The following is a 6,860-nucleotide window of genomic DNA, read 5'->3' as shown; positions in this document are numbered from 1 at the left end:
AACGTCAGCGTGTCCGCCAGCCGCGTCAGCTGCGCATCTTCGCCATAGTTGGTGCATAAGACGTCGAGCGTATGCAGCGCCGCCATCGAACCGGTCACTTCCCCGGCATGCGTATTGGCGTCGATATAGAACGCCGGCTTTGCCAGCGGATCGCCCGTCTGCTTATTAGTCAGCGTCAGCGCCCACACGTCGCGGCCCTTTTCACTCTTGCAGATTGATTCCATCGCAAGTAAATCCGGATGGTTTTTGACCAGCGTCTGCAGCGCTTCGGTCAGCTCGGAATAAGTATAGTAATGATCGTACTGAAAGGTTGTTTTCATTGAGGCACCTCCGATTTTAGTTTCGTCTTAGCGGCTGCGGGGTATTCCTTTTTTATTCCGGTTTGCCCCACGCCCTGTCCTGATCCTGTCAGAAACGTCTGTTTCTTAAAGCACTTTGCTCAGGAATTCAATCGTCCGCGGATGCGTCGGGTGATCGAAGATTTCCGCCGGACTGCCCTGTTCGGCAATCACGCCCTCATCCATAAACAGCACGCGGTCGCTGACTGAACGGGCAAAGCCCATTTCATGCGTAACGATCACGCACGTCATGCCGCCTTCGGCCAGCTGCTGGATAACCTCCAGAACATCCTTGACCATTTCCGGATCGAGCGCCGAGGTCGGTTCGTCGAACAACATAACGTCCGGCTCCATCGCCATCGCCCGCACGATCGCCAGCCGCTGCTTCTGACCGCCGGAGAGCTTGCGCGGATATTCGTGCGCCTTGTCCTCCAGGCCGACCTGCTTCAGCAGCTTCATCGCTTTTTCTTCAGCTTCCTTCTGCGGAACCTTCTTTTCCAGCGTCGGGGTGATCGTGATGTTTTCCAGCACGGTTAAATGCGGGAAAACGTTGAAGTGCTGGAACACCATGCCGATCTTCTGGCGGTGGTGATCGATGTTGATCTTTTTGTCGGCGATGTCCACGCCTTCAAAGATAACCTGGCCGCTGGTCGGCTTTTCCAGCAGGTTCAGACACCGCAGAAACGTCGACTTGCCGCTGCCGGACGGGCCGATGATCGAAACGACCTCGCCCTTATGAATTGTTTCGTTGATTCCTTTTAAAACTTCCAGCGATCCGAAATTCTTTTTCAGATCCTTAACTTCAATTAATTTTGCTCCTGCATTAATCACTGACGCTCATCCTCTTTTCCATATATTGAATGCCCTTCGACAAGACGAAGGTCACGACGAAGTAGATCGCGGCGATGATGATCAGCGGCTGCCAGGCATAGAACTTCGTGCTCATTAACAGCGTCCGCGTATACATCAGTTCACCGATATAGAAGGTGGAAGCCAGCGAGGTTTCCTTGATCATCGTGACAAACTCGTTGCCCAGCGCCGGCAGAATGTTCTTGACCGCCTGCGGCAGAATGATTTTCATCATCATGTGCCGGTTGGACATGCCCAGACTCTTGGCCGCCTCACTCTGGCCCTTGTCCACGGCCTGGATGCCGGAACGGATAATTTCCGCAACATAGGCGGAGCTGTTGAAGACCAGCGCGATGACAACGCAGGCATATTTCGACAGGTTCAGCCACGGAAAGGCCATCGGCAAGAAGAAGCGGAAGATATACAGCTGGACGAGAATCGGCGTGCCGCGCAGCACTTCCACATACACCGCCGTGATGAATTTCAGCAGCGGATTCTTTGACAGCTTGATGATCGCGATCAGCGCCCCGAAAATCGTACCGAAGAAGACGGTGATTGCCGCCAGCTTCAAGGTTTCCCACAAGCCGCTCATGAAGATGCCGGAATTCTCCTGGAAGACCTGGATGACGCCCGGCGACTTCTTCGCCACGCCTTCGGAGCCGTCGAATTCAATGCCCAGCTCGGAAGCCCGCGTCTTGGCTTCGTTTTTCCATTGTTCGTACAGGCCCTTTTCGTTGATGTCCGCAATAATGTTGTTGATCGCGGCAATCAGCTCGGTTTCACCTTTTTTGACGGCGAGCACGTTGCCGGCGTGCTGATCTTCCAGCGTCGTATCAAAGCGCGCATCCGCTAAGATCAGCGAATTGTCCTTGGATACATAGCCTTTGGCCACGTCGCAGTCGGAAGCCAGCGCATCCACCTTGTTGGTGGTTAAACTCAGGATGCCGATGTCCATCGACGTGATCGTTTCCAGTGTCGCCTGCGGCAGTTGGGTCTGCACATAGTTTTCCTGCAGCGAGCCGGCCTGCGCCGCGATCAGTTTCCCGTCGAAGCTGGCCAGATCCGGATACTTCTCCGCATCCGCGCGGCGGATCATCAGCCCCTGACAGGCCGCTTCTCCGGTTTTGTTAAACCCGTCGGATAATTCAAAGGAATCCTCGCGGTCTTCCTTCCAGCCGAAGCCGCTGATGGCCATGTCGCTTTCGCCCAGATCGACCGAGCTGAGCACCATCGCGAAGTCCATCGCCTGAATTTCCAGCTCGACGCCCAGCTGATCGGCAATATACTGCGCCATCAGGATATCCGAGCCGACATACTGCTCCTGACCTTTCTTGGAATCGTCGATAAACTCCTGCGGCGCAAAGTCCGGCGACGTCGCGACGATCAGTTTGCCCCGCTGCAGGATTTCCTCCAGCCGGTTGGCGGGATTGCCCTGAGCCGGCTGTTCCTCCTCAGCCGCCAGCGACAATCCGGTTGTGATCCACAGGCAGAAAATCATAACGGCCAGGATCAACGTGTTTTTCATCTTTCTCATATTACCCCTCTTTTCCAAACAAAAAAGCCGTTCCTCTAATCTAGGAACGACTCACATCGCGGTACCACCCTAGTTGCCGGAAACCACTGTTCCGACCCCCTCGTTCGTTAACGCAGACTCACGTTTCAGACTACTTTTTTCATCTGAACTTCTCCCAGGTGCGCTTCGCTTTCGACAGTGCCGCCAAACTTTCACTCTGTTTTGGCTCGCTGATGGATATCTTAAGCTACTCTCCTGTTCACTGAATTTTGAATATGGATTCAGTTTAAGCGAAACTGAATCGGTTGTCAAGACGGAAATCGCTATGTTTCTGATCAAAAGAGAATTTTTACATTTTGCAGTGTAACTTTTTACATTTATTCCTTTTTCCAACCTTGAATGACCGCCGCCGCCAGCCAGGACAAGGCCGGCTGAAATGATCCGGGGATTCATCTTGAATCCCTTCTGCCCTGCATTTTTCCAAGCCGAAGTTAGTTCCGGCGTCCTTCGCTTTTATTTATCATAGATATGCGTGATGTTTTTCAGCAGAATGGACAGACTGCCGTCGGGATTGGTGATGAATTCCACATGGCTCTGATCGTGCATATAATCGATCGGCAGAACGATCGATATCCCGCTGTCCGTCACCAGCTTCTGCTTTTTCAGCTTGGCGTCGTAGGCGGAGCTGGTCACGACCATCCGCTGCTGATCCAGACCGCGGTCCTGCAGCTTCGCCTTCGCTTCAAACAGCGTTGAAGGATCATCGACATAGATTTCCTCAAAGACTTCTTCCAGGTTGACTTCCTCTTTTTCCTGCAGCGATTCCGCGACTTTCTGTTTGAATTCAACACGGCGGTTCATTTCGGTGAGATCGTCACTGGGATGAATTTCCTGCACGATTTTCTGCGCCGCCTTGATCTTTTCCTTCGGCGTCATTTCAAATTGTTGGTTCAGCAGCAGCTCTGAAAGCGGCGTAAAGCCTTTTTCCTTCTTCTCGATCAGCTGTGTCAGCCCGGTGAACAGATCGGTGCAGAACTCGAAGCTTACCCCGGCCGACGCGCCGGGCAGCGTCGTCTGATACTCGACCAGCTCCAGCCGGGTCTGACGCTCATCCTGGCTGAGATGATGAATCAGCGAGCTGCGGTAATCCAGAATTCCGACATATAAGCTTAAATGCCGGTCGATTTCCAGCAGCGCGAACAGGACGTCCGCGCTCTGGCCGCCGTTGCTTTGGCGGTAGTTGAACAGCTTTTCCAGCAGCTGCAGCGTGAATTCATAAAATGCCTGCCAGTCCGAGGCTTTCAATACCTCATCCAGACTGACCCCGCCGATGCTGGCCGTCGTACTGGTGCGGCAATGTTCGCTGCCGGCCAGACGCTGCAGCCGTTTTTCCAGATAGGTATTCAAAAAATCCGTCGGTTCCAATTCCACCTGCGATACCACCGGCATCCCCAGATTCATATCCAGGCTGTGCAGAATCGCGGTTTTTAATTCCATTGTTTCCACAAGCGATTCCTCCTTTATCCAGCGCTAAGTTTACCTTTTTTCACGCAAAAAGAAAAGACATCTCCTTTCAGAAATGTCCTGTTTTACTGATTACAGCTGCGGCGTCCCGGCCACCGCGGCGATGATGTCATCGGTGTTCAGCGTGCTGAACCGGCTGCGGTTAAAGCGGATCGTCTTTGACTGCATATCGACGATGACCGACAAATCAATGTTCATGTAGAACCCCTTAACTAAACATGTGCGAATCGACTCTTTCGCCAGATCATGCTTGACGATCGCCAGACTTTCCACATCGGTATAGACTGGAATGCCCCGGTCCTCCGAATACATCTGAAGTTCTTCCAGCCGAATATAATCCACAATAAACGCATCTAAATTCGCAATCCGGTCAGCGTACTCCAACAGCTGCAGCGTCGCGTTTTCCTCTGTTTTCAGCGGCACGGCATATTCTTCCACCAGCGTATTGCCGATGATCTTTGTTTGTTTCTTATTCATCCTGATCACCCATCCTGTTCCTTTGCTTATCATCATTATACTATGTTTTAGGAAAAGTGAATATGCTGAAATGAATAATATCCTTATTTTTTTAATTTCGACAATGTTCGTCACAGAAATGATCACAGCGCTTACATTTCCGTTATTTTCCTGCTTATTTAATTATGCTGAAAACGACGCCTTTTTCATCCCCGAAGCGACTTAAAAAGTCTGGAATCAAAATTGTTCCAGACCGATTATCCTGTTGAAAGTTATAAAAATCGGAATTGGAAATTTAATTCTGTCCTTCCAATCCGTCGATGAATGCCAGCACTTGCGCGACATCCTGATCGGGCTTCACTTTATCAAAACGTTTCAAGATGTTTCCCTGCTCGTCGATCACAAACGTCGTGCGCGCCACCCCCATCACCTTTTTACCATACATCATCTTTTCCTGCCAGACGCCGTAGGCTTCGATCGCGATGCGGTCAGGATCGGAAAGCAGTGTAAAATTCAGGCTCTGTTTAGCGATAAATTTCTGATGAGATGTCGCGGAGTCTTTGGAGATGCCGATCACCTTGAGATTTCGTGCGGCCAGTTCCGTGAAATGATCGCGGTAGCTGCAGGCCTGCTTCGTGCAGCCCGGCGTGCTGTCTTTGGGATAAAAATAAACGACGACCTTCTGGCCTAAAAAGTCGTGCAGCGCAACTTCGTTGCCCTCGCTGTCGTTAAGTTTAAAATCGTAGGCTTTTTCCATAGTTGTTCGTCCTTTCTTTCATTTTTCTCTGATTAGCTTTATCATACCCGTTTTTCTTATTTCTGCCTACTGATACGCCTGAATTTTCCTTGATCCGGCTTCCTAGACCCGTCGGAGAAAACGTGAATCCAATGTTCTTCTGAATGCCGGAATGGGACTGAATAATGTTATAATCAATTTAAGAATATTGTACGGAAACTGCCGTCTTGTTTTTTTACAAGCAACATCTTAAAACGGAAATGGAGGTCCATCATGGAGAAAATTATCGTCGCATCCGACTCCTTTAAAGGTTGTATGTCCAGCAGCGAAATCGGAGAACGCATTGCCATCACCACGCGCAAGCTTTTTCCGGAAGTGGAGGTAACCGTGCTGCCGATCAGCGACGGGGGCGAAGGCTTAGTCGAAGCCGTTGTAAAAAACGGCGGATTTCTCCGTCAGGAAGGAACCTTCTGCGATCCGCAGCGGCAGCCTTTGACCGCGGCCTGGGCCCGGAGAGAAGCGGAAGCGGTCATCGAACTAGCGCAGTGCAGCGGCTTGGGTTTATGCCATCCCCGCAATCCGGCGCTGGCGACGACTTACGGCACAGGCTTACAGATCAAGGCTGCCCTGGACGCGGGATGCCAAACGATTTATCTCGGCTTAGGCGGCAGCGGCACGCACGATGGCGGTTGTGGAATCGCGGCGGCACTGGGCGTGCGGTTTCTTCATCACGGAAAATCCTTCCTGCCTACCGGAGCGACGCTGGATCAAATTGAAGCGCTGGATCTTTCTGACTGTGAATTATTCAATTCCGTGGTGCGGCTGATCTGTCTGTGCGACGTCACCAATCCTTTATTCGGAACCAACGGTGCGGCCCGGGTCTTCGCCCGCCAAAAGGTGCGGACGAGGCGCTGATCGCGCAGCTGGACCGCAATACCGAACAGCTGACGCGCAAAGTGGAGACCTGGCAGAACTGTTCCCTCGCCGCGCAGCCGGGCTTGGGCGCCGCCGGCGCCTGCGGTTTGATGTTAAAAGGAGTGTTCCGCTGTGAAATCCGCAGCGGACTGGAACAGCTTTTGCATTGGATGCAGTTAGACGAACTACTGATCCAGGCCGATCTGATTATCACCGGTGAAGGCCGGATCGACTCGCAGAGTCTGCAGGGCAAGGTTCCCTTAGGTATTCTGCACCATGCCCAGGCGGCCAACGTGCCGGTGCTGGCGGTATGCGGCCAGCTGGGAATTGCGAAAACAGCGTTGCTGGAAGCGGGCTTCCGCGATGTGCTCGTGCTGCAGAAACCCTCTATGAGCAAGCAGGAAAGTATTTGTCAGGCCCCCCGGCGGCTGCAGGAAGAATGGGCAGCCTGGCTGAAACGAAATCAATCCATTGATCGAGAACAATAAGAAAATCCAGCTTTTTTCTGAAAGCGCTGTCAAGAACATTT

Annotated in this window: 6 protein-coding genes, 1 pseudogene and 1 other annotated feature; of the genes and pseudogenes, 1 reads left to right on the top strand and 6 read right to left on the bottom strand. The window is 52.1% G+C overall.

Translation table 11 applies throughout. From position 1 onward, the window contains the following. The 6 genes from HOLDEFILI_RS02125 to bcp all read right to left on the bottom strand — a co-directional run. Nucleotides 1-320, bottom strand: a 320-nt coding sequence (locus HOLDEFILI_RS02125) for a M14 family zinc carboxypeptidase (RefSeq protein WP_006057708.1), incomplete at its 3' end; no start/stop codon positions are given. Between the two features lie 105 nt (nucleotides 321-425). After that, on the bottom strand, nucleotides 426-1,169 hold the full coding sequence (locus tag HOLDEFILI_RS02120) for an amino acid ABC transporter ATP-binding protein (protein ID WP_006057707.1): 744 nt from the start codon (nucleotides 1,167-1,169) through the stop codon (nucleotides 426-428). Next, nucleotides 1,162-2,721: an ABC transporter substrate-binding protein/permease gene (locus HOLDEFILI_RS02115; protein WP_006057706.1), complete on the bottom strand. Its 1,560-nt coding sequence runs from the start codon at nucleotides 2,719-2,721 to the stop codon at nucleotides 1,162-1,164. The genes HOLDEFILI_RS02120 and HOLDEFILI_RS02115 overlap by 8 nt, the downstream gene beginning before the upstream one ends. A 39-nt stretch (nucleotides 2,722-2,760) precedes the next feature. Further along, nucleotides 2,761-2,972 (bottom strand) — a binding site (T-box leader). Between the two features lie 241 nt (nucleotides 2,973-3,213). Next, nucleotides 3,214-4,197 carry a nucleoid-associated protein gene (locus HOLDEFILI_RS02110; protein ID WP_006057705.1) on the bottom strand — a complete coding sequence of 328 codons (984 nt, stop codon included), beginning with the start codon at nucleotides 4,195-4,197 and terminating at the stop codon, nucleotides 3,214-3,216. A gap of 99 nt (nucleotides 4,198-4,296) precedes the next feature. Beyond that, complete coding sequence (locus tag HOLDEFILI_RS02105) at nucleotides 4,297-4,701, bottom strand: hypothetical protein (protein ID WP_039863701.1); 405 nt, start codon at nucleotides 4,699-4,701, stop codon at nucleotides 4,297-4,299. A gap of 274 nt (nucleotides 4,702-4,975) precedes the next feature. Then, entirely contained in the window at nucleotides 4,976-5,437 is a 462-nt protein-coding gene (gene bcp, locus HOLDEFILI_RS02100) for a thioredoxin-dependent thiol peroxidase (protein WP_006057703.1), read from the bottom strand. A 252-nt stretch (nucleotides 5,438-5,689) separates the two neighbouring features. Here bcp and HOLDEFILI_RS20465 point away from each other — a divergent pair. Further along, nucleotides 5,690-6,819 (top strand): annotated as a pseudogene (locus HOLDEFILI_RS20465) (glycerate kinase). The last annotated feature ends 41 nt before the right edge of the window (nucleotides 6,820-6,860 follow it).

Source organism: Holdemania filiformis DSM 12042 (assembly GCF_000157995.1).
Classification (GTDB): Bacteria; Bacillota_I; Bacilli_A; order Erysipelotrichales; family Erysipelotrichaceae; genus Holdemania; species Holdemania filiformis.
The sequence above is the reverse complement of the archived record's forward strand: the minus strand, read 5'-3'. Positions and strand labels throughout refer to the sequence as shown.

Bases quoted from the DNA above. Each gene is read 5' to 3' on its own strand.
- HOLDEFILI_RS02115 (WP_006057706.1), bottom strand. From the start codon at position 2,721: ATGAGAAAGATGAAAAACACGTTGATCCTGGCCGTTATGATTTTCTGC.
- bcp (WP_006057703.1), bottom strand. From the start codon at position 5,437: ATGGAAAAAGCCTACGATTTTAAACTTAACGACAGCGAGGGCAACGAA.
- HOLDEFILI_RS02110 (WP_006057705.1), bottom strand. From the start codon at position 4,197: ATGGAATTAAAAACCGCGATTCTGCACAGCCTGGATATGAATCTGGGG.
- HOLDEFILI_RS02105 (WP_039863701.1), bottom strand. From the start codon at position 4,701: ATGAATAAGAAACAAACAAAGATCATCGGCAATACGCTGGTGGAAGAA.